We start from the raw sequence: 19587 nt of genomic DNA on the forward strand, positions 1-19587 counted from the left end.
GCGGCCCGGTGGGCGCCGCGGCTTGACCGCCATCAAGCCGGCTGCCGCCACCCACCCCAGAATCGCAGGCATGAAACCGCCGCTCACCCGCCCCCGCAGCCTGCTGGTGGCCACCGACCTCAGCAGCCGCTGCGACCGTGCCATCGACCGCGCGGTGCTGCTGGCGCGCGAATGGGGCGCCCGGCTGGTGGTGGTCACGGTGCCGGAGCGTGCGCAGCTGGGCCAGCTGCAGGCGCAAGGGCCGCTGGCCCTCACCGGCGAGGAAGCCGAGCTGCTGCAGGCACAGGCCCGCCGCCGGCTGCAGGCCGAGCTGGGCGAAGCCGGCGTGCCCTATGACGTGCAGGTGGCGCATGGTCCGGTGGGCGCGGCGCTGCTGAAGGTGGCGGACGAGCAGCGCTGCGACCTCATCGTCACCGGCACCGCGCGCGCCCATGGCCTGGGCCGGCTGGTGCTGGGCTCCACGGTCGACCTGCTGGTGCGGCGCTCGCCGGTGCCGGTGCTGGTGGTGCGCCAGCGCGGCCGCCGGGCCTATCCGCGGCTGATCGTGGCCAGCGACTGGTCGCCGCCCTCGCGCCATGCGCTGGAAGTGGCGGCCACCGGCTGGCCAGAGGCACCGATCACCTTGTTCCATGCCTTCGGCGCCGCCTATCCCGCGCGCGCCGGGGTGGACCTGGCCTCGGCCCGCGACGCGGGTGGGGAGCAGGCCACCCGCGCGGCCGCCGCCTTCATCGCCGGGTGCACCCTGCCCGAGCCGGTGCGGCTGCGGCTGCGGCTGTGGCTGGACTCGGGCGACCCCGGCCTGTTGCTGCAGCAGCACGGCTGGCGGCATCCTGAGGACCTGGTGGTGCTGGGCACCGCCGGCCGCAGCGGCCTGGCCGCGATGCTGCTGGGCAGCGTGGCCGAGCGGCTGCTGGACATGATCGAGAACGACGTGCTGCTGGTGCGGCCGGTGTGAAGCGTGGCTTCACGGTGAAGAAAGCTTCCGCTGACTGGCGGCGGCGCACGGCGCGGCCGAAGATGAGGCCATCGCAACCTCTTGGAACCGCACCATGAAGATCGCCCTGATCGGCGGCACCGGCTTCGTCGGCAAGGCCGTGCTCGATGAACTGCTGCGCCGCGGCCATGCCGTGACCGCGCTGGCCCGCGACACCGGCAAGTACGCCGGCCGCGACGGCGTGACCGCCGTGAAGGCCGATGCGCTGGACGCGCAGCAGGTGGCCGCCGCCGTCGCCGGCCACGACGCCGTGATCGACGCCTACAACCCCGGCTGGGGCCTGCCCGACATCCACGACCTGTTCCTCAAGGGCACCGAAGCCATCCTCGACGGCGTGCAGGCCGCGGGCCTGAAGCGCGTGCTGGTGGTCGGCGGCGCCGGCAGCCTGTTCATCGCGCCGGGGCTGCAGTTGATCGATACGCCGGAGTTCCCGGCCGAGTGGAAGCAGGGCGCGCTGGCCGCCCGCGAGGCGCTGAACCGCATCCGCGGCCGCAACGCGCTCGACTGGACCTTCCTGTCGCCGCCGGTGCACCTGGCGCCCGGCGAGCGCACCGGCGCCTACCGCGTGGGCGGCGACGAGGTGCCGATGGTGGCTGGCGAACCCGCCGGCATCAGCGTGGCCGACCTGGCCGTGGCGATCGTCGACGAGATCGAGACGCCGAAGCACGTGCAGAAGCGCTTCACCGTCTACAGCTGAACCCGCCCCATCAATATTTGGCGAAGTTGGCGTTCACGCGGCGGTACAGGTAGTCCTCCGCCGTGATCGGCTCGTACTTCCTGCCCGGGCCCTGGATCACCACGTCGCGGTTGGCCTGGGCGAAGAAGGCCAGGCTGTAGCGCGCGCCCTGGTATTCGTCGGGGCGCGGGTTCTTCACCCGGTGGAAATTGCTCTTGAGCTGGTCGTCGCTCCAGCGCATCAGCATGTCGCCGATGTTGCAGGTGATCACGTCGTCGGCCGGCTCGATTGGCGTCCACTCCTGCTTCTCGTGCTCCTTGCCCGGCAGCACCTGCAGCCCGCCCTGTCCCGCCTGCTGGAACAGCAGCGTCAGGCAGTCGAAGTCGGTGTGGGCACCGGCGCGCCACAGGCCCAGGTTGTCGCGCCGCTCGGGCGGAATCGCGAAGTAGTGCAGCAGCCGCAGCGTGCTCTGGTAGGCCGGCACCGACGGATCATGCGCCTGGGTGAAGAACTGGTTGCCAAAGGCAAGCTTGTCGGCGAAGCAGGACAGGATCTTCATCGCCACCGACCAGCATTGCGCCTCGAAGCCCAGCATCGTTTGTTGAAAGCCGGGCAGCGCTTCTTCGCCGGGCCACAGGCCGTCCATGTGCGGCCGGGTGATCTGGTAGCTCTCCTTCTGGTCCGGCGTACCGGCGGAAGGGCGAACCTGGGCACGGCTTTCCCAGCCGGCGTTGAAGGCCTTCTTCAGCGGGTGGCGGGCCTTCACCTCCTCCGGCAGCGCGAAGAAGGCCTGCGTCATCGCGAACGCGCGCTGGATGTCGGCCAGCGGAATGCCGTGGTTCGTCAGCTGGAAGAAGCCGATGTCGATTGACGCGGGCCAGAGCTGCTCGGTGATCTCGGCGCGGCGCTCGTCGAAGTTGCTCAGGTCGATGCGGCGGATCTCGCGCTGGTGCGTCTCCGAGCCCATCGAGCCCATGCGGCTTTCCTTGGCCAGCTCCTGCATCGTGTAGGGGGTGCTCATCGTCGTGTTCCTTCAGATCTTCCAGTAGGCGCGGTGCGGTGCCGCGGCTTCGTCGAGCAGCGAGGGCCCGACTACTTCGATGGCGTGCGGCGCGGCGGCAAAGACCTCGCGGCACGACATCACGATGTCGCCCGCGCCGGCCTGCGCCACGCGGAATTCACGCAGGCTCACCGCGTCGATGCCGAAGACCACGCGGCGGATGTTCGACCAGAAGATGGCTCCGGCGCACATCACGCAGGGCTCGCCCGAGGCGTACATCGTGGCGCCGGCCATCACGTCGCGGTGGTGGGCCGGCGTGGCCAGCCGCAGCGCGTTGGTCTCGGCATGCGCGGTGCAGTCGCCGGTCACCGCGTTGTCGTTGGCGGCCTCGGCCAGCACCTGGCCGTCGGCCGAGACGATCACCGCGCCGAAGGGCCGGTTGCCGGCCTTCGACGTGATGGCCGAGAGTTCGATGGCGCGCCGCAGGTACAGCGCGTCGTGTTCGTTCAGGTCGTCCATCGCGTCAGGCCTTCATCGTGCGTTCCGCCTTCGGCGGCAGGAACGACAGGTTGTACAGCGCATCCGCATTCGGCACCTGCTTCAGGGCGAAGGTCTGGCTGACCTCGGCGACCTGCTGGCGCACCAGCTCGGGCCGCACGTCGCCCAGGACATGGCTGCGGGTGTCGGCATTGGCGACGTAGCCAGCGGTGATCCTGAAGCGCTCGGCCTCCACCTTCTCGTCGACCATCGGCTCACGGCGCTTGACGTACTGCATCGCGGCCACCGGGTCGGCCAGGCATTCCAGCAGCGCGCGGTTGGTGGCCTTGAGGAAGCCGCGCACCGCCTGCGGCTTGTCGGCCATCAACTTGGTGGAGGCCAGGATCGCATTGCCGTACAGGTTGAGGCCCGCCTCGGCATACGACAGCACGCTGAGCTGCGCCGGATCGATGCGCTGGAACAGCGACAGCGCCGAGTCGTGGAAGTAGGTGGCGCCGTCCACGTCGCCGCGGATGATCACGTTGTCGCGCTGCGAGAAATCGGTGGTCACCCACTCGATGGCCTCGGCCTTCATGCCGGCATGCCGGGCCGCCATCGGCCAGGCGCGGCGGGTGCTTTCCACCGCCGCAGCGGCGATGCGCTTGCCCTGCAGGCTCTTGAAGTCCTGCGTGATGCCGCGGTCCTTGCGGCCGATGATCACGAACGGCGCGCGGTTGTAGTACTGGTAGACGGCCTGCAGCAGCGGCGCGCCGGGCTGCGAGGCATTGAACTCGATCAGCGCGCTGATGTCGCCGAAGCCCATGTCGTAGGCCCCGCTGGCCACACGGGTGATGGCCGCCACCGAGCCGCTGCCCACGTCGAAGCTGGGCTCCAGGCCCTCGGCCTCGTAGTAGCCCCTGTACAAGGCGACGAAGAAGGGCGCCACCTGGCCGCTGATGCGGAAGTCCAGCGTGAACTTGAGCTTGGTGAGCGGCTGCGCACGCAGCACCGGGGCGGCGAGCCCCGCGACGCTGGCGGTGCCGAATTGCAGGAAGTGGCGGCGTTGCATGGGGTGCTCCTGGTGACCGATGAGGCCAGTCTAGGAAGCAGGGGATCATGGCAATAGGCCGCTGCAGGCCATACCTGGCATAACGGATCTGTTATGCCGGCAGTCCTTCGGCCACGGCGCCCACCTGCTGGCGCAGCCAGCGGCTGGCGGCGCTGGTGTGGTTGCGCTCGTGCCAGAGCTGGTAGAAGCGCATCGGCGGAATCTCGCTCGGCGCCCGCACCACGGTGATCGGCCAGCTGGCCGCATAGTGCTCGGCGAAGCGGCGCGCGGTGGTGAACACCAGGTCGGTGGCCATCAGCACCTCGGGCACGAGGTTGAACTCCGGCACCGTGGCGGCGATCTGCCGCTGGTAGCCGGTTTTGGCCAGCTCGCCGTCGATCGGGCCGGTGCGCGGCGTGCTGCTGGCCGCGGGCGCCAGGTGGCGCATGCGCAGGTAGCGCGCCAGCGGCAGCCGCCGCTCCTGCTCGAAGGGGTGGCCGCGCCGCATCATGCACACCACCTCGTCGGTGTAGAGCATGCCGGTGCGCAGGTCTTCCCGCGGGCGCGGGTCGTTGCTGATGACCAGGTCCACGCCGCCCTCATCCAGCGCCTGCGCCACATCGAAGGCCGGGTTCGATGGCCGGATGTGCGCGCCGATGCGGCTGCCCGCGCCGGTCAGCCTCGCGATCACCTGGGGCAGGAAGGTGGGCGGCAGGCAGTCGGCGCAGACGATGTTGAAGGCCTTGTCGGCGGCCGCCGGGTCGAAGGTGGAGATGCCTTCCAGCCGTGCCACCTGGCCCAGGATCTCGCGCAGCGGCGCCTTCAGCGCGGCGGCCCGCTCGGTGAGCACCATGCGGCCGCCGCTGCGCACCAGCAGCGGGTCGGCCAGCACCTCGCGCAGCCGCTGCAGCTTGCGGCTGACCGCCGGCTGGGCCTGCCCGGCGCTGTCGGCCACCCGCGTGATGCTGCACTCCTGCAGCAGCAGCGACAGCAGGCGAAGGTCGTTCAGGTTGAGCGAGAGCAGGGCATCTTGCATGGCGTAAACTGCGCGCAGACACGCGGGTGTAGTTCAATGGTAGAACGGCAGCTTCCCAAGCTTCATACGAGGGTTCGATTCCCTTCACCCGCTCCAATGCTGCAAGGTCGCCACGTGCGGCCTTTTTCTTTGGTGCAGGGAACAGCATGAGCACGACCTACCAACTGCTGGCGATCGGGCCGGTGCCGGCCGATCTGGCGGGCTCGGCGTGGGGGCCCTTCGTGGTCACCGCCACCACCTTCGAAGAAGCCAACGGCGTGCTGCACCGCCAGCCCTTCGACGCGGTGCTGATGACGCTGGACGAGGACGAGATGCAGCAGCTACCGCTGTGGCCGGCGCTTTCGCATGCGGTGCTGGATGCAGCGGTGCTGGTGGTCACGCCGCAGGTGTCGCCGCTGGTGGCCATGCGGCTGCTGCAGGCCGGCGTGCAGGACGTGCTGTCGCCCAACGAGAATGAGACCCTGCCGCGCCGCGTGCGCCTGGGCATCGAGCGCAAGCAGCTGGACCGCACCGCCCGCAAGGCCCACGCCACCGACCTGGCCACCGGCCTGCCCAACCATGCGCAGCTGCAGGAACACATGACCCATTTGCTGGCGCTGCGCGAGCGTGAGCCGGCGCCGATGGCCCTGGTGGTGCTGCGCATCGAGGGCTTTGCCACCGCGGCCGCGCGCATGGGTGGCGAGGCCGCCAACGTGCTGCGGCGCAAGGTGGCGGTGCGGCTGCGGGCCGGCCTGCGCGCCAGCGACGTGGTGGCCTCGGTGGGCCACGATGTGTTCGCGGTGCTGCTGGCCTGGGTGGACAACGCCGAGGACGTGCCCGGCGTGGTGAACAAGCTGGTGGCCAGCCTTCAGCGGCCCTTCAGCGTGGCCGGCGGCGACGTGGCGGTGGCCGTGAGCGCCGGCGTGGGCCACTATCCGGAGCATGGCAAGGATGCGGGCGCGCTGATGCGCCGGGCGATGGGCCAGGCCGCCAGCATGGCGCCGGTGGGACGCGCCGGCTTCGCCAACCGGGTGGAGCGCGGCCCGTCGGCGGCCGCCAACGACGAGGACGCGCCGGGCGAGTGAGCCACCGGCGCGCGGCGCCGGCTCAGCGCCGGCGGCCGTTCACCAGAACAGCAGCCACAGCAGGGCCGCGATCAGCAGCCACTTGCCGGCGTAGTACACGCCGCGGTGGCTGGCCTTGAGTGCCTTGGCCTTCAGCCGCAACCGGTACACGCCGGCGAACAGCCGGTTCAGCCCGCCCACCTGCTCGCCCTCCACGTTCTGGCTGGAAGCCGCCGCCATCACGTGCTTGGCGAAGAAGCGGTTGAACCAGCGCAGCGGCGCGAAGTGCAGCGGCCGCTCCACGTCGCAGAACAGGATCACGCGCTGCTGCTGCGTGGCGTTCTCGGCATGGTGGATGTAGGTCTCGTCGAACATCACCGCCTCGCCGTCGCGCCAGTGGTAGCGCTGGCCGTCCACCTCGATGTAACAGGCGGGGTCGTTGGGCGTGGCCAGGCCCAGGTGGTAGCGCAGCGAGCCGGCATAGGGGTCGCGGTGGCGCACCAGCTTGGCTCCTGGCGGCAGGCTGGCGAACATCGCCGCCTTGATCGACGGGATCTGCCGCAGCAGCGCCACCGTCTGCGGGCAGTGCGCCAGGGCCGATGGCATCTCCTTGCCGTACCAGCTGAGGTAGAAGCGCTTCCAGCCGGTGCGGAAGAAGGAGTTGAAGCCCACGTCGTTGTAGCCCGCCGCTGCGCGGATGGCGCCGTCGTCGTTCAGCCGCAGGGCCTCCTCGCGGATGAGCTGCCAGTTGGCGGCCAGGGGCGAGAGGTCGGGGAAGCTCCTGGGGTCGAGGTAGGGCTGCGTGGGCGCACGCGAGAACAGCACCATCAGGCTGTTCAGCGGCGCCAGCAGCACGGTGAAGTCGAGCGCCCGCTTCAGGCTGAAGCGCACCTTGCCGCGCAGGTGCACATGCAGTGCGGCGGCCAGGAAGACGAGGAACAAGACATGCCGGAACTCCATGGCGGCCTGGACTGCTGAATGGCGGGGCCGCGATTATTTCTGGATATCGCCCAGGCAGAGGTACTTCACCTCCACATAGTCGTCGATGCCGTGGTGCGAGCCCTCGCGGCCCAGGCCCGACTGCTTCACGCCGCCGAAGGGCACCTCGGCGGTGGAGATGAGGCCGGTGTTGATGCCCACCATGCCGTACTCCAGCGCCTCGCCGACGCGGAAGATGCGGCCCACGTCGCGGCTGTAGAAGTAGCTGGCCAGGCCGAACTCGGTGTTGTTGGCCAGCGCGATGGCCTCGGCCTCGGTCTTGAAGGTGAACACCGGCGCCACCGGGCCGAAGGTTTCCTCGCGGGCGCACAGCATGTCCTGCGTGGCATGGGCCAGCACCGTGGGCTCGTAGAAGCGGTCGCCGGTCTTCCTGCCGCCGGTGAGCACCGCCGCGCCCTTGGCCAGCGCGTCGGCCACGTGGGCCTCGATCTTGGTCACGGCCTTGTCCTCGATCACCGGGCCGATGGTCACGCCGGCCTCGAAGCCGTTGCCCACCTTCAGGCCCTTGACCTTCTCGGTGAACTTGGCGATGAAGGCGTCGTACACCGTGTCCTGCACGTACAGGCGGTTGGCGCACACGCAGGTCTGGCCGGCATTGCGGTACTTGCTGGCGATGGCGCCTTCCACCGCGCTGTCCAGGTCGGCATCGTCGAACACGATGAAGGGCGCATTGCCGCCCAGTTCCAGGCTCAGCTTCTTGATGGTAGGTGCGCATTGCGCCATCAGGATGCGGCCCACCGGCGTGCTGCCGGTGAACGACAGGTGGCGCACCAGGTCGCTCTTGCACAGCACCTGGCCCACCTCGGAGGAACGGGTGCTGGTGACGACGTTGAGCACGCCGGCCGGCATGCCGGCGCGCTGCGCCAGCTCGGCCACCGCCAGCGCGGACAGCGGCGTGAGCTCCGCCGGCTTGATGACCACCGGGCAGCCTGCGGCCAGGGCCGGCGCCACCTTGCGCGTGATCATGGCGATGGGGAAGTTCCACGGCGTGATGGCCGCGCACACGCCCACCGGCTGCTTGATGACCAGGTAGCGCTTGCCGTTGTCGGTGGTGGGGATGGTCTCGCCGTACACCCGCTTGGCTTCTTCGGCAAACCACTCGATGAAGCTGGCGCCGTAGGCCACCTCGCCCTTGGCCTCGGCCAGCGGCTTGCCCTGCTCGGCCGTCATGATGCGGCCCAGGTCGTCGGTGTGCTGGATGATGAGCTGGTACCAGCGCTGCAGGATGGCGGCGCGCTCCTTGGCGGTCTTGGCGCGCCAGGCCGGCCAGGCCTTGTTGGCGGCGGCGATGGCGGCTTCGGTGTCCTCGGCGCCCAGGTCGGCCACGTCCGCCAGCTTGGCGCCGGTGGCCGGGTCGGTGACATCGAAGCGGCTGCTGCCGGCCACCCACTGCCCGTCGATCAGCGCGTCCGTCTTGAGCAGCGTGGCATCGGCCAGCGCCGCCAGCGGGGAGGTCTTCATGTCCATGAGGTTCCTTCGATTTCTTCAGCGCCGCCGGCCACGCAGCCATTCCAGCGCCAGCAGCAGGCTGGTGGTGAACAGGATGAGCAGCGTGGCCACCGCGGCAATGGTGGGGGAAATATTCTCGCGGATGCCGTTGAACATCTGCCGCGGCAAGGTCAACTGCTCCGGGCCGGCCAGGAACAGGGCCACTACCACCTCGTCGAACGAGGTGGCGAAGGCGAACAGCGCGCCCGAGACCACGCCCGGCGCGATCACCGGCAGCGTGATGCGGAAGAAGGTGCGCACCGGCGTCTCGCCCAGCCCCAGGCTGGCCTTGACCAGGTTGTGGTCGAAGCCCTGCAGCGTGGCCAGCACCGTGGTGAGCACGAACGGCGCGCCCAGCGCCGCATGCACCACGATCAGCCCGGTGTAGCTGTCGGCCAGGCCCAGCGGCGCGAAGAACAGGTAGGTGCTGACGCCCACCACCACGATGGGCACCACCATCGGCGCGATGAGCAGGCTCATCAGCAGGCCCTTGAACGGGAAGCTGGTGCGCGCCAGGCCCACCGCGGCGATGGTGCCCAGCACCGTGGCGATCAGCGTGGCCGCGGGCGCGACGATGAAGCTGTTCTTCGCGGCGCGGGCCCACTCTTCGGATCCGAACAGGTTCTCGTACCACTTGAGCGACCAGCCGTGGATGGGGTAGACGAGGAACGAGCTCTCGCTGAACGACAGCGGCATGATGACCAGGATGGGCGCCAGCAGGTACGCCAGCACCGCCACGCAGAACAAGCGCACGGCCCACCAGCCCGCCTTGTCGAGCGGGGTGGCATAGGCAGGAAACACCGGCAGCAGCTTCATCGCATCAACCCAGGCTCAGTTCGGTGCTGGTGATGCGGCGGTACACCGCGTACAGCACCAGGGTGGCGGCCAGCAGCAGCGCGCCCAGCGCGCAGGCCATGCCCCAGTTCACGTTCACGTTGGTGTACTGGGCGATGTAGTAGCTCAGCATCTGGTCGTCGGGGCCGCCCAGCAGCGCGGGCGTCACGTAGTAGCCGATGGCCAGGATGAACACCAGCAGTGCGCCGGCGCCGATGCCCGGGTAGGTCTGCGGCACGTATACCCGGAAGAAGGCGGCCAGCGGCGGGCTGCCCATCGACACTGCGGCCCGCTGGTAGGTGGGCGGCACGCTCTTCATCACGCTGTACAGCGGCAGGATCATGAAGGGCAGCAGGATGTGTGTCATCGACACCAGCACGCCGGTGCGGTTGAACAGCAGCTGCAGCGGCTGGTCGATCACATGCAGCGCGGCCAGCGCATGGTTGACCAGCCCTTCGGACTGCAGCAGCACGATCCAGGCGGCCATGCGCACCAGGATGCTCGTCCAGAAGGGCACCAGCACCAGGATCATCAGCACATTGGCCTGGCGGGCGCTGAGCGTGCTCAGCCACCAGGCCAGCGGATAGCCCAGCGCCAGGCACAGCAGGGTGACGATGAAGCTGATCTGGAAGGTGCGCAGCAGGATGCCGCCGAAGGCGCGCTGCTCGGGCGCCATGCGTTCCACCTGGCCGGCCGCGTCGCGCTGCAGGTCCACCGAGGCCAGCAGGTAGTCGGGGGTCCAGCGCGCGCCGTTCTTGGCGATGGCCTGCCAGTACTTGGCTTCGCCCCAGCGTTCGTCGATGGCCAGCAGCGCGGCACGGGCGTCGCCGCCGGCCGGCAGCGGCATGGCGCGGTAGGTGTTCATCACCAGGGAGCGCGCACCGGGCTCGGCGCTGTTGAGCCGCCGGGCCAGCGCGCCGGCATCGGCACGGTCGGGCAGCGCGGCCAGGTCGGTCGCCACCGCGGCGAAGGCCGCCTCCGGCGGCGGGCCCTCGCGGCTCCAGTCCTCCAGCGCCGCCACCGTGCGCGGCAGCGCGTTGGCCACCTCGGGGTTCTCGGCCGCCCGCTTCAGCAGGCCGGCGATGGGCACCAGGAAGGTGAGCAGCAGGAACACCAGCAGCGGCAAGGTGAGCGCGAATGCGCGCCACTTGCGCTGCCGGCCGGCCCGCGCCAGTTGCCGCTGCAGCGATTGCGGATCGGCCGGGCCAGGCAAGGGCAGGGCGGTGGCGGTGCTCATCTCAACGGGCCGCGGCGGGCATCAGCGGGTGGACCAGGCGGCGAAGCGCTTTTCCAGGTCCTCGCCCTGGTCGGCCCAGAACTTCAGGTCGAGCTGCAGCGCCTGCTGGGCGTTGGCCGGCGAGGTGGGCAGGTTGGCCAGCACCGCGGCGTCCAGCTTGGCCAGCGCCTTGTTGTTGGTGGGGCCGTAGGCGATGTGCTTCGCGTACTCGGCCTGTGCATCGGCGGTGCTGGCGAAGGCGATGAACTTCATCGACGCTTCCTTGTTGGGCGCGCCCTTGGGAATGACCCAGTAGTCCAGGTCGTAGATGCCGCCGGTCCAGCCGATCTTCAGGTTCTTGCCCTCGCGGTTGGCAGCGTCGATGCGGCCGTTGAACACGGTGCTCACCGCCACGTCGCCGGCGACCAGGAACTGCGGCGGCTGGGCGCCGGCCTCCCACCACTGGATGTGCGGCTTGAGCTCGCTGAGCTTCTTGAACGCGCGCTCGGCGCCGTCCTTGGTGGCCAGCACCTTGTACACGTCGGCCGGCTTCACGCCATCGGCCATCAGCGCGAATTCCAGGTTGTAGCGCGCGCCCTTGCGCATGCCGCGCTTGCCGGGGATCTTCTTCACGTCCCAGAAATCGGCCCAGGTCCTGGGGCCTTCCTTGAGCTTGTCGGCATTCCAGGCCATGACCGTGGACCAGACGAACACGCCCACGCCGCACTCGGTGACGGCCGCGGGCAGGAAGGCTTCCTTGCCACCGAGCCGGGCGTAGTCCATCTTCTCGAACAGGCCTTCGTCGCAGCCGCGGGCGGCGTCGGGCGACTCCACCTCCACCACGTCCCAGGTGACCTTCTTCGTCTCGACCATGGCCTTGATCTTGGCCTGCTCGCCGTTGTATTCCACGGCCATCACCTTGGTGCCCGTGGCCTTCTCGAAGGGCTCGTAGTAAGCCTTCTTCTGCGCATTGGCATTGGCGCCGCCGAAGTTGACGACGGTGAGCTGCTGCTGCGCCAGCGCGGGCAGGGCCAGCAGGGTGGACAGGGCAAGAACGAGGGACTTCATGTGCATGGTGCGGTTCTCGATGGACGGGGACGGGGATCGGAAGGAAGGCGGCTCAGGCGTAGACCCGCGTGAGTTCGGGCGCGAAGGCCAGCCACACGGTGTCGCCCACGGCCGGGATGGCGGGGGCCGACAGCGGCAGCTTCACGGCCGCTTCCAGCTGCGTGGGGCCCACGCCGCACAGCAGCCGCAGGTGGTCGCCGAAGTACACGATGCCGTGCACCTGCGCACGCAGCGTGTTGGCGGCGCCCGCGGCCGGCGGCGTGGCCTGCACCGCAATGCGTTCGGGGCGGATGCCCACCATCACCTGGGCGCCGGCGGCGGCCCCGTTGACGTTGATGCCGGTGAGCACGCTGCCATCGGCCAGCACCGCGCTGCAGTGCGCCGGATGGCCGGACAGCTGGGCGGCCTGCACGGTGGCGGGCAGCATGGTGCCGTCGCCGATGAAGCCGGCCACGAAGCGGTTGGCCGGCTGCTCGTACATGGTGTCGGCGGGCGCGATCTGCTGGATCACGCCGTTGTTGAACACGGCCACGCGGTCGCTCATGGTCAGCGCCTCGCCCTGGTCGTGGGTGACGAAGACGAAGGTGACGCCGAGTTGTCTATGCAACTCCTTGAGCTCGATCTGCATGTGCTCGCGCAGCTGCTTGTCGAGTGCGCCCAGTGGCTCGTCCATCAGCACCAGCTGCGGCTCGAACACCAGCGCACGCGCCAGTGCCACGCGCTGCTGCTGGCCGCCGGACAGCTGCGAGGGATAGCGCCCGGCCATGCCCTGCAGCCGCACCATGGCCAGCGCCCGTTCCACGCGGGTGGCCTGGTCGGCCTTGGACACGCGCCGCACCGTCAGCGGGTAGGCCACGTTCTCGCCCACCGTCATGTGCGGGAACAGCGCGTAGTTCTGGAACACCATGCCGAAGTTGCGCTTGTGCGGCGGGGTGCGCGTGATGGGCTTGCGCTCCAGCAGGATCTCGCCGGCGGTGGGCGATTCGAAGCCGGCCAGCATCATCAGCGTGGTGGTTTTGCCCGAGCCGCTGGGGCCCAGCAGCGTGAGGAACTCGCCCCGCCGGATGTCCAGGTCGAGCTTGCGCACCACCAGGTTCACGCCGTCGTAGGTCTTCTGCACGCCGACGAAGCTGACCAGCGGCTGGCCGGCGGCGGCAGCGGGTGCAGCGGCGGCGGCAGGGCGTTCGGCAGACAGGGCGATGCTCATGGCCGCCTGCTCAGGCCACGGCCGCGAAGCTGTCGGCCAGGATGCGCAGGCCTTCGTCCACCAGCGCCTCGGAGGCCGTGAGCGGCACCAGGATGCGGATCACGTTGCCGTAGCTGCCGCAGGACAGCAGCACCAGGCCGCGGCGCGCGGCTTCGCGCACCACCCGGCCGGTGAGGTCGGCGTCGGGCTGGTGCACATCGCCGCCACGGCCCAACTCCAGCGCCACCATGGCGCCCAGGCCGCGCACGTCCACCACTGCCGGCACGTCGGTGGCGATGGCGCGCAGGCCGGCGCGCAGCTGCTCGCCCAGCGCACGGCTGCGCTGCAGCAGCTGCTCGTCCTCGAACACCTCCAGCACCGCCAGCGCGGCGGCGCAGCCGATCGGGCTGCCGGCATAGGTGCCGCCCAGGCCGCCGGGGCCGGGTGCGTCCATCACGTCGGCGCGGCCGATCACGGCGGAGATGGGGAAGCCGCCCGCCATCGACTTGGCGCTGGTGATGAGGTCGGGCGCCACCGGCCACTGCTCGCTGGCGAACCAGGTGCCGGTGCGGCCGGCGCCGGTCTGTACCTCGTCGGCGATGAGCAGGATGCCGTGCTGGTCGGCCAGCTTCTTCAGCCCGGCCACGAAGGCGGCGGGCGCCTCGTAGAAGCCGCCCTCGCCCTGCACCGGCTCCACGATGAAGGCGGCCACGCGCTCGGGCTCGATGTCGTTCTTGAACAGCAGCTCCACCGAATGCAGTGCGTCCTCGACGCTCACGCCGTGCAGCGCGTTGGGGAACAGGGCATGGAACACCTCGCCCGGGAAGGGGCCGAAGCCGGTCTTGTAGGGGGCGACCTTGCCGGTCAGGCCCAGCGTCATCATCGTGCGGCCGTGGTAGCCGCCGGTGAAGGCGATGACGCCGGGGCGCCTGGTATGGGCGCGGGCGATCTTCACGGCGTTTTCCACGGCTTCGGCACCGGTGGACAGGAACAGCGTCTTCTTGGGCGCGGCACCGGGCGCCAGTGCGGCCAGGCGTTCGGCCAGCTCCACGTAGGGTTCATAGGCCACCACCTGGAAGCAGGTGTGGGTGTAGAGGTCGAGCTGGGCCTTCACCGCCTCGATCACCCGCGGGTGGCAGTGGCCGGTGTTCAGCACCGCGATGCCGCCGGCGAAGTCGATGTAGCGCTTGCCTTCCACGTCCCAGAACTCGGCGTTCTCGGCGCGGGCGATGAAGATCTCGTGCGCCTGGCCCACGCCGCGGGGCACGGCCGCCCGGCGGCGGGCCATCAGGTCGGCATTGGTGGCGTGGCCCTGAACCAGGGTTGTCTTCAGGTCAAGTTCGGCGGGCATGTGCTTCTCGCGGCAGGGAGGTCGTCCGTGACTTTAGGCACGCGGCGTGGCGAATACCATGTACAGCGTGCCACCGCCCGCAGTGCACTGTGCTGGCGGTGCACCCCATACACACTGTCCCCAATACGGTGCACCGTGATCACCCTGAATCCTGAATCGCGAACGCCGCTGGTGACGCAGATCGTCGACGGCTTCCGACAACTGATCACCGACCAGACCCTGCGCGGCGGCGCCAAGCTGCCGTCCATCCGCGCGCTGGCGGCGGCGCATTCCATCAGCGTCTTCACCGTGGTGGAGGCGTATGACCGCCTGGTGGCGCAGGGCTGGGTGGTGTCGCGGTCGAACGCGGGCTTCTTCGTCAAGCGCCGGGCCACCGATGCGGCCGCGCCGGCCGCCGCGGAGACCGATGTGGCGGACCTGCGCTTCGACGCCCGCTGGTACCTGCGCCACATCTTCGAGAGCCGCAACCTCGAGCTGAAGCCCGGCTGCGGCTGGCTGCCCAACGGCTGGCTGTTCGAGGAAGGCGTGCGCCGCAGCCTGCGCCAGCTGGCCAGCGAGGGCGTGGAGCTGGGCGGCTACGGCCTGCCGCACGGCCACATGGCGTTGCGGGTGCTGATCGCCGAATCGCTGGCCGAGCGGCAGGTCAACGCCAGCGCGGGCGAGGTGCTGCTGACCCAGGGTTCCAGCCAGGCCTTCGACCTGGTGGCGCGGGGCCTGGTGCGCCCCGGCGACACGGTGATGGTGGACGAGCCCGGCTATCCGAACCTCATGTTCATGCTGCGCTTCCTGGGCGCGAAGCTGGTCGGCGTGCCGCGTGCGCCGGGCGGCTACGACCTGGCGGCCTTCGAGGACCTGCTGCGGGCCCACCGGCCGAAGGTGTTCTTCACCCAGCCGCGGCTGCAGAGCCCGACCAACTCGGTCGCGCCGGTGGCGCAGCTGTTCCAGCTGCTGAAGCTGGCCGACCAGCACGACCTGACGGTGGTGGAGAACGACATCTACGCCGACCTGGACCCCGAGCAGCGCCCCTCGCTGGCCAGCCTGGACCAGCTGCGGCGGGTGGTGTACGTGGGCAGCTACTCCAAGACCATCTCGCCCAACATCCGCGTGGGCTACCTGGCCGCCCGCGGCGAGCTGCTGGAAGACCTGGCGCAGCTGAAGATGGTCTCGGGCCTGACCTCGTCGGACATCACCGAGCGGCTGGCCTTCGGCGCGCTGTGCGAAGGCCGCTGGCGCAAGCACCTGAAGAGCCTGCGCGACCGGCTGGCGCAGGCCCACGAGGTGGTGGCCCGGCGGCTGACGGAGCTGGGCTTCGAGCTGTTCAGCGAGCCCAAGGCCGGCATGTACCTGTGGGCCCGCCACCCCGACCTGACGGACTGCATCGACCTCTCGCAGCAGGCGGCGGGCGAGGGCATCCTGCTGGGCCCCGGCCACCTGTTCCTCGTCGAGCCGCGCCCCACCGGCTGGCTGCGCTTCAACGTGGCCTTCAGCGACGACGAGCGCCTCTACCGTTTCCTCGACCTGCAGATCCGCCTGCACCACCCGGGTGCCGCGGCCTGAACGGATAAAATTTACAAGATGAAAGCCTCCGAAATCCGCTCCACGTTCCTGAACTTCTTCGAATCGAAGGGACACACCATCGTCGCCTCCAGCCCGGTGGTGCCGGGCGACGACCCGACGCTGCTGTTCACCAACGCGGGCATGAACCAGTTCAAGGACGTGTTCCTGGGCTTCGACAAGCGGCCGTACCACCGCGCCACCACGGCGCAGAAGTGCATCCGCGCCGGCGGCAAGCACAACGACCTGGAAAACGTCGGCTACACCGCGCGGCACCACACCTTCTTCGAGATGCTGGGCAACTTCAGCTTCGGCGACTACTTCAAGAAGGACGCGATCAGCTACGCCTGGGAGCTGCTGACCGAGCACTTCAAGCTGCCCAAGGACAAGCTGTGGGTCACGGTGTACTCGGAGGACGACGAGGCCTACGAGATCTGGAACAAGGTGGTGGGCGTGCCCGCCGAGCGCATCGTGCGCATCGGCGACAACAAGGGCGGCCGCTACATGTCCGACAACTTCTGGATGATGGGCGACACCGGCCCCTGCGGCCCCTGCACCGAGATCTTCTTCGACCACGGCCCGGAGATCGCCGGCGGCCCCCCGGGCAGCCCCGATGAGGACGGCGACCGCTACATCGAGATCTGGAACAACGTGTTCATGCAGTTCAATCGCACCGAGGACGGTGTGATGCATCCGCTGCCCAAGCCCAGCGTCGACACCGGCATGGGCCTGGAGCGGGTGACGGCGGTGCTGCAGCATGTGCACAGCAACTACGAGATCGACCTGTTCGTGGCCCTGCTGGCGGCGGCCAAGCAGGCCGTCGACGTTGCCGGCGCCGGCGACTGCGACAAGGACAGCCCGAGCCTGAAGGTGATCGCCGACCACATCCGCGCATGCTCGTTCACCGTGGCCGACGGCGTGATCCCCGGCAACGAGGGCCGCGGCTACGTGCTGCGCCGCATCGCCCGCCGCGGCATCCGCCACGGCTACAAGCTGGGCGCGCGCAAGCCCTTCTTCTACACGCTGGTGGCCGCGCTGGCCGAGCAGATGGGCGAGGCCTACCCCGAGCTGCGCCAGCAGCAGGCCCGCATCACCGAGGTGCTGAAGCAGGAGGAGGAGCGCTTCTTCCAGACCATCGCCCACGGCATGGAGATCCTGGAAGGCGCGCTGGCCGAGCTACAGGCGAAGAACCCCAACGGCGGTGGCGTGCTGGACGGCGAACTCGCCTTCAAGCTGCACGACACCTTCGGCTTCCCGCTCGACCTGACCGCCGACGTCTGCCGCGAGCGTGGCCTGAGCGTGGACGGCGCGGCCTTCGACGCCGCAATGAACCGCCAGCGCGAGCAGGCCCGCGCGGCCGGCAAGTTCAAGATGCAGGCCGGCCTGGAGTACAGCGGCACGCCCACCACCTTCCACGGCTACGAGGAACTGGTGCACGAGGGCGCCAAGGTCACCGCGGTGTACGTGGACGGCACGCCGGTGGCGGCCGCCCGCGCCGGCGACGACGCGGTCATCGTGCTCGACCACACGCCGTTCTATGCCGAGAGCGGCGGCCAGCACGGCGACACCGGCGAGCTGCGCAACGCCACCAGCCGCGTGCTGGTGGAAGACACGCTGAAGATCCAGGCCGACGTGTACGGCCACCATGGCCGCATCGTGGAAGGCGAGATCAAGGTGGGCGACGTACTGGCCGCCAAGGTCGATGCCGAGCGCCGTGCCAAGACCATCCGCAACCACAGCGCCACCCACCTGATGCACAAGGCGCTGCGCGAGGTGCTGGGCAGCCATGTGCAGCAGAAGGGCTCGCTGGTGACGGCCGACCGCACCCGCTTCGACTTCGCGCACAACGCGCCGATGACGGCCGAGCAGATCGCGCAGGTGGAGGCGCTGGTCAATGCCGAGATCCTGGCCAATGCCGACACCCAGGCGCGCAGCATGAGCATCGACGAGGCACAGAAGCTGGGCGCGATGATGCTGTTCGGCGAGAAGTACGGCGACACCGTGCGCGTGCTGGACATCGGCGGCAGCCGCGAGCTGTGCGGCGGCACCCATGTGCGCCGCACCGGCGACATCGGCCTGTTCAAGATCGTGGCCGAGAGCGGCGTGGCCGCCGGCATCCGCCGCGTGGAAGCTGTGACCGGCGACAACGCGCTGGCCTACCTGCAGTCGCTGGAGCGCACGGTCGATGGCCTGGCCTCGACGCTGAAGGTCACGCCGGCCGAGGTCGCCCATCGCGTGGGCGGCGTGCTCGACCAGGTGCGTGCGCTGGAGAAGGAGCTGGCTGCGCTCAAGGGCAAGCTGGCCTCCGCCCAGGGCGACGAGCTGATGAGCCAGGCGGTGGACATCAACGGCCTGAAGGTGCTGGCCGCGCGGCTGGAGGGCGCCGATGCCAAGACGCTGCGCGACACCATGGACAAGCTCAAGAGCAAGCTCAAGACCGCCGCCATCGTGCTGGCCGCGGTGGACGGCGACAAGGTGCAGCTGGCCGCCGGCATCACCGCCGACAGTGTCGGCAAGCTCAAGGCCGGCGAGTTGGTGAACTTCGTCGCCCAGCAGGTGGGCGGCAAGGGCGGCGGCAAGCCCGACATGGCCATGGCCGGCGGCACCGACGCCAGCAAGCTGGCGGGCGCGCTGCAGTCGGTGCGCGGCTGGGTGGCCGAGCGGGTCTGAGGTCGACACGCGGCGCCCCGGCTGTCAGCCGGGCGCCGCTTCCCGAGTGCCCGCCGCCGCCTCCAGCAGGTCCAGCAGCGCCAGCACCTCCCGGAGCACGAGCTCAGGCTCGCTGAATTGCGGAAAGTGCCCGCTGCGCGGCGCCATCACCTGTTGCCCGTGCGGTGACAAGGTGGCGAGCCCGCGCTGATGGGCTGCCCGCAGCGCCCGCGCCTGTGCTGGCGTGGCCCAGGCCATGGCCGGCGCGGCGCCGGTCACCACCCGCAGCGGGATGGCCGGGAAGGGCGGTGCTGCCGCCAGCGCCGCGAGCGTGGCCGGCACCTGGCGCACTTCGCCCAGCGGGTCGGCCGGCCAGACCCGGTCCAGCGTGGACTGCAGCAGCCGCTGCAGCCGGCCGGCGTGAGCGGCCAGCAGCGGCGGGTCTTCCGGTGCGGTGGCCTCCAGCAGCACCATGCCGGCCACCTCCCCCGGGTGCTGCCGGGCGTACAGGTTGGCGATCAGCCCACCCAGCGAATGGGCCACCAGCAGGCAGGGCCGCGGCAGCTCGGCCAGCGCCATCAAGGCGCGCAGCTCGGCCACCAGCCGGGGACCTGCCTGTGCGGCCACCGGCCGCGCACTGCGGCCGATGCCGGCGCGGTTGTAGGCCAGCACCCGCGTTCGTTCGGCCAGCGGCTGCCACAGCCGGTGCCAGCCTTCCAGCGGCCCGCCCGCGCCGTTGACCAGCACCACGCCGATGCGGCCGTGGCCCTGCACTGCGAACTCGATGCGCTGGCCATCGACCAGCGCCGTCTGCCGGGGCAGCCGCACCGCCGGCTCAGCGCGCAGCGCCGCCGCACTCGCGGCGCGCCGCGTCGTCTTCCATCAGCTCGAACCACATCGCGTTGAGCACCGCGAAGGTGGCGGCCAGGGGCAGGCCGAGCAGCCAGGCGAAATACCACATGGTGTTG

Annotated in this window: 18 protein-coding genes and 1 tRNA gene; 6 read left to right on the top strand and 13 right to left on the bottom strand. The window is 69.9% G+C overall.

The annotated features are described in order from the left end of the window. The first annotated feature begins 70 nt into the window (after positions 1–70). Together VO99_RS05175 and VO99_RS05180 are read left to right on the top strand one after the other, a co-directional pair. Positions 71–955, top strand: coding sequence for a universal stress protein (locus VO99_RS05175; RefSeq protein ID WP_046111737.1), 885 nt, complete (start codon positions 71–73; stop codon positions 953–955). A 94-nt stretch (positions 956–1049) separates the two neighbouring features. Then, entirely contained in the window at positions 1050–1691 is a 642-nt protein-coding gene (locus tag VO99_RS05180) for an NAD(P)-dependent oxidoreductase (RefSeq protein ID WP_046111738.1), read from the top strand. Between the two features lie 10 nt (positions 1692–1701). On the opposite strand, the gene VO99_RS05185 is transcribed toward VO99_RS05180, so the two are convergent. The 4 genes from VO99_RS05185 to VO99_RS05200 all read right to left on the bottom strand — a co-directional run bounded on the left by VO99_RS05185 (position 1702) and on the right by VO99_RS05200 (position 5231). Next, entirely contained in the window at positions 1702–2691 is a 990-nt protein-coding gene (locus VO99_RS05185; RefSeq protein ID WP_046111739.1) for an isopenicillin N synthase family dioxygenase, read from the bottom strand. 12 nt (positions 2692–2703) lie between these two features. Then, on the bottom strand, positions 2704–3189 hold the full coding sequence (locus tag VO99_RS05190; protein WP_046111740.1) for a nucleoside deaminase: 486 nt from the start codon (positions 3187–3189) through the stop codon (positions 2704–2706). Between the two features lie 4 nt (positions 3190–3193). Beyond that, the gene (locus tag VO99_RS05195; RefSeq protein WP_046111741.1) at positions 3194–4216 is read right to left on the bottom strand and encodes an ABC transporter substrate-binding protein; all 1023 of its coding nucleotides are present in this window, start codon (positions 4214–4216) and stop codon (positions 3194–3196) included. Positions 4217–4307: 91 nt separating this feature from the next. Continuing rightward, positions 4308–5231 carry a LysR family transcriptional regulator gene (locus VO99_RS05200; RefSeq protein ID WP_046111742.1) on the bottom strand — a complete coding sequence of 308 codons (924 nt, stop codon included), beginning with the start codon at positions 5229–5231 and terminating at the stop codon, positions 4308–4310. A 22-nt stretch (positions 5232–5253) separates the two neighbouring features. Between VO99_RS05200 and VO99_RS05205 the strand changes: the two genes are divergently transcribed. Both VO99_RS05205 and VO99_RS05210 read left to right on the top strand, forming a co-directional pair. Next, positions 5254–5327: transfer RNA gene (locus VO99_RS05205), tRNA-Gly, on the top strand. A gap of 50 nt (positions 5328–5377) precedes the next feature. After that, positions 5378–6295: a GGDEF domain-containing protein gene (locus tag VO99_RS05210; RefSeq protein WP_083440366.1), complete on the top strand. Its 918-nt coding sequence runs from the start codon at positions 5378–5380 to the stop codon at positions 6293–6295. Positions 6296–6334: 39 nt separating this feature from the next. Here VO99_RS05210 and VO99_RS05215 read toward each other — a convergent pair whose 3' ends face one another. From VO99_RS05215 to gabT, 7 genes are read right to left on the bottom strand one after another with little or no spacing between them, the layout of a single operon-like run. Continuing rightward, the gene (locus VO99_RS05215; protein ID WP_046111743.1) at positions 6335–7234 is read right to left on the bottom strand and encodes an aspartyl/asparaginyl beta-hydroxylase domain-containing protein; all 900 of its coding nucleotides are present in this window, start codon (positions 7232–7234) and stop codon (positions 6335–6337) included. Between the two features lie 33 nt (positions 7235–7267). Then, entirely contained in the window at positions 7268–8740 is a 1473-nt protein-coding gene (locus VO99_RS05220; protein ID WP_046111744.1) for an NAD-dependent succinate-semialdehyde dehydrogenase, read from the bottom strand. 18 nt (positions 8741–8758) lie between these two features. Further along, positions 8759–9577, bottom strand: coding sequence for an ABC transporter permease (locus VO99_RS05225; RefSeq protein WP_046111745.1), 819 nt, complete (start codon positions 9575–9577; stop codon positions 8759–8761). A 4-nt stretch (positions 9578–9581) separates the two neighbouring features. Continuing rightward, a complete protein-coding gene (locus VO99_RS05230) occupies positions 9582–10832 on the bottom strand; it encodes an ABC transporter permease (RefSeq protein ID WP_046111746.1) in 1251 nt (416 codons plus the stop codon). 21 nt (positions 10833–10853) lie between these two features. Next, on the bottom strand, positions 10854–11879 hold the full coding sequence (locus VO99_RS05235) for an ABC transporter substrate-binding protein (RefSeq protein WP_046111869.1): 1026 nt from the start codon (positions 11877–11879) through the stop codon (positions 10854–10856). Positions 11880–11931: 52 nt separating this feature from the next. Beyond that, entirely contained in the window at positions 11932–13086 is a 1155-nt protein-coding gene (locus VO99_RS05240) for an ABC transporter ATP-binding protein (protein ID WP_083440367.1), read from the bottom strand. Between the two features lie 10 nt (positions 13087–13096). Next, positions 13097–14416, bottom strand: coding sequence for a 4-aminobutyrate--2-oxoglutarate transaminase (gabT, locus tag VO99_RS05245; RefSeq protein ID WP_046111747.1), 1320 nt, complete (start codon positions 14414–14416; stop codon positions 13097–13099). Positions 14417–14551: 135 nt separating this feature from the next. Here gabT and VO99_RS05250 point away from each other — a divergent pair, with 135 nt between their 5' ends. Then, positions 14552–15973, top strand: coding sequence for an aminotransferase-like domain-containing protein (locus tag VO99_RS05250; protein ID WP_046111748.1), 1422 nt, complete (start codon positions 14552–14554; stop codon positions 15971–15973). A gap of 18 nt (positions 15974–15991) precedes the next feature. Next, positions 15992–18640 (top strand): alanine--tRNA ligase, encoded by a 2649-nt coding sequence (gene alaS / locus VO99_RS05255; protein WP_046111749.1) that lies wholly within the window; start codon positions 15992–15994, stop codon positions 18638–18640. A 24-nt stretch (positions 18641–18664) separates the two neighbouring features. On the opposite strand, the gene VO99_RS05260 is transcribed toward alaS, so the two are convergent. Beyond that, positions 18665–19447 carry an alpha/beta fold hydrolase gene (locus VO99_RS05260; RefSeq protein WP_052736095.1) on the bottom strand — a complete coding sequence of 261 codons (783 nt, stop codon included), beginning with the start codon at positions 19445–19447 and terminating at the stop codon, positions 18665–18667. Between the two features lie 7 nt (positions 19448–19454). Continuing rightward, complete coding sequence (gene cydX, locus VO99_RS28605) at positions 19455–19580, bottom strand: cytochrome bd-I oxidase subunit CydX (RefSeq protein ID WP_052736096.1); 126 nt, start codon at positions 19578–19580, stop codon at positions 19455–19457. Between the last annotated feature and the right edge of the window lie 7 nt (positions 19581–19587).

Origin of the sequence: Aquincola tertiaricarbonis (assembly GCF_000969605.1) — a bacterium.
GTDB classification, from domain to species: domain Bacteria; phylum Pseudomonadota; class Gammaproteobacteria; order Burkholderiales; family Burkholderiaceae_C; genus Aquincola; species Aquincola tertiaricarbonis.

What these genes read in the sequence shown, in the direction of transcription:
- VO99_RS05175 (WP_046111737.1), top strand. Translation starts at nt 71, where the DNA reads ATGAAACCGCCGCTCACCCGCCCCCGCAGCCTGCTGGTGGCCACCGAC.
- VO99_RS05180 (WP_046111738.1), top strand. Translation starts at nt 1,050, where the DNA reads ATGAAGATCGCCCTGATCGGCGGCACCGGCTTCGTCGGCAAGGCCGTG.
- VO99_RS05185 (WP_046111739.1), bottom strand. Translation starts at nt 2,691, where the DNA reads ATGAGCACCCCCTACACGATGCAGGAGCTGGCCAAGGAAAGCCGCATG.
- VO99_RS05190 (WP_046111740.1), bottom strand. Translation starts at nt 3,189, where the DNA reads ATGGACGACCTGAACGAACACGACGCGCTGTACCTGCGGCGCGCCATC.
- VO99_RS05195 (WP_046111741.1), bottom strand. Translation starts at nt 4,216, where the DNA reads ATGCAACGCCGCCACTTCCTGCAATTCGGCACCGCCAGCGTCGCGGGG.
- VO99_RS05200 (WP_046111742.1), bottom strand. Translation starts at nt 5,231, where the DNA reads ATGCAAGATGCCCTGCTCTCGCTCAACCTGAACGACCTTCGCCTGCTG.
- VO99_RS05210 (WP_083440366.1), top strand. Translation starts at nt 5,378, where the DNA reads ATGAGCACGACCTACCAACTGCTGGCGATCGGGCCGGTGCCGGCCGAT.
- VO99_RS05215 (WP_046111743.1), bottom strand. Translation starts at nt 7,234, where the DNA reads ATGGAGTTCCGGCATGTCTTGTTCCTCGTCTTCCTGGCCGCCGCACTG.
- VO99_RS05220 (WP_046111744.1), bottom strand. Translation starts at nt 8,740, where the DNA reads ATGGACATGAAGACCTCCCCGCTGGCGGCGCTGGCCGATGCCACGCTG.
- VO99_RS05225 (WP_046111745.1), bottom strand. Translation starts at nt 9,577, where the DNA reads ATGAAGCTGCTGCCGGTGTTTCCTGCCTATGCCACCCCGCTCGACAAG.
- VO99_RS05230 (WP_046111746.1), bottom strand. Translation starts at nt 10,832, where the DNA reads ATGAGCACCGCCACCGCCCTGCCCTTGCCTGGCCCGGCCGATCCGCAA.
- VO99_RS05235 (WP_046111869.1), bottom strand. Translation starts at nt 11,879, where the DNA reads ATGAAGTCCCTCGTTCTTGCCCTGTCCACCCTGCTGGCCCTGCCCGCG.
- VO99_RS05240 (WP_083440367.1), bottom strand. Translation starts at nt 13,086, where the DNA reads ATGAGCATCGCCCTGTCTGCCGAACGCCCTGCCGCCGCCGCTGCACCC.
- gabT (WP_046111747.1), bottom strand. Translation starts at nt 14,416, where the DNA reads ATGCCCGCCGAACTTGACCTGAAGACAACCCTGGTTCAGGGCCACGCC.
- alaS (WP_046111749.1), top strand. Translation starts at nt 15,992, where the DNA reads ATGAAAGCCTCCGAAATCCGCTCCACGTTCCTGAACTTCTTCGAATCG.
- cydX (WP_052736096.1), bottom strand. Translation starts at nt 19,580, where the DNA reads ATGTGGTATTTCGCCTGGCTGCTCGGCCTGCCCCTGGCCGCCACCTTC.